The organism is Streptomyces sp. NPDC004667, from assembly GCF_040609475.1.
Lineage (GTDB): Bacteria > Actinomycetota > Actinomycetes > Streptomycetales > Streptomycetaceae > Streptomyces.
In genome coordinates this window covers 1-1149 of the sequence record NZ_JBEXKC010000275.1, presented here as the reverse complement: position 1 = coordinate 1149, position 1149 = coordinate 1, and the positions used below count along the sequence as shown (strand labels likewise).

1 protein-coding gene is annotated in these 1149 nt (G+C 75.5%); it reads left to right on the top strand.

Translation table 11 applies throughout. The features are described from left to right. A partial coding sequence (locus ABZW32_RS40010) for an SDR family oxidoreductase (protein WP_356225859.1) occupies positions 1-1066 on the top strand: 1066 nt, incomplete at its 5' end. Positions 1067-1149: the final 83 nt, after the last annotated feature.

Here is a 1149-nt window from a genome sequence, read left to right as displayed (position 1 = left end):
CGCGGGGCCATGGGCGGACCGGGTGCGCGTCGCGACGGCCGCGTCCGCCCCGGCGGCGGCGGACGGGCGGGACCTGTCCGGCGCCGCCGCCCTGCTTGTCCGGCCCGACGGGCACGTCGTCTGGTCGGGCACAGGGCGGGCCGGCGACGGGACGGACGCGGCCGGTACGGGCGACACCGCCCTGACGGCCGCCCTGGAACGGTGGTTCGGCGCGGAACCGGCGCGGACCCCGCACCGCCCCGCCCGCCGGGACCCGGTCACGATCGCGCCGGCCGCGGCGCCGGTACGGGAACGGAGCAACGGTATGGAGCGCCTCGCGGGCAGGACGGCCCTGGTCACGGGATCGAGCCGGGGCATGGGCCGGGCGGCCGCGATCCGGCTGGCCGAGGAGGGCGCACTCGTCGCCGTCCACTACACCAGCGACGGGGCGGCCGCCCGGGAGGTCGTCGCCTCGGTCGAACGCGACGGCGGCCGCGCCTTCGCGGTACGGGCCGAACTCGGGGTCCCCGGGGACGTGGACGGGCTGTTCGCCGTCCTGGAACAGGACCTGCTGGACCGCACCGGCAGCACCGACCTGCACATCCTGGTCAACAACGCCGGGGTGATGGGCGGGGTCGGAGCGGACGCGATCACCCCCGACCAGTTCGACCGGATCTTCGCGGTCAACGCGAAGGCCCCGTTCTTCCTGATCCAGCGGGCGCTGCGGAACATGCCCGACGGCGGCCGGATCATCAACATCTCCTCCGGCCTGACCCGCTTCGCCAACCCGGACGAGATCGCCTACGCGATGAGCAAGGGAGCCCTCGAACAGCTCGCCCTGCACTTCGCGAAGGCCCTCGGCCCGCGCGGCATCACCATCAACTCGGTGGCGCCGGGCATCACGCGCAACGGCAACCCGGTCTTCGACGTCCCCGAGGCCGTCGAACAGATGGCGGCGCTGTCCACCTTCAACCGCGTCGGCGAGCCCGATGACGTCGCCGACGTGGTGGCCTTCCTCGCCACCGACGAGGCCCGCTGGATCACCGGCTCCTTCGTCGACGCCACCGGCGGCACCCTGCTCGGCTGAGCGGGCCGCCGCCGGCCCGGAGACCGCCGGCGCAACCCCGCGCCGCGCCGGCGACGGGGCGGGCCCCAGGCGACCCCAACCAC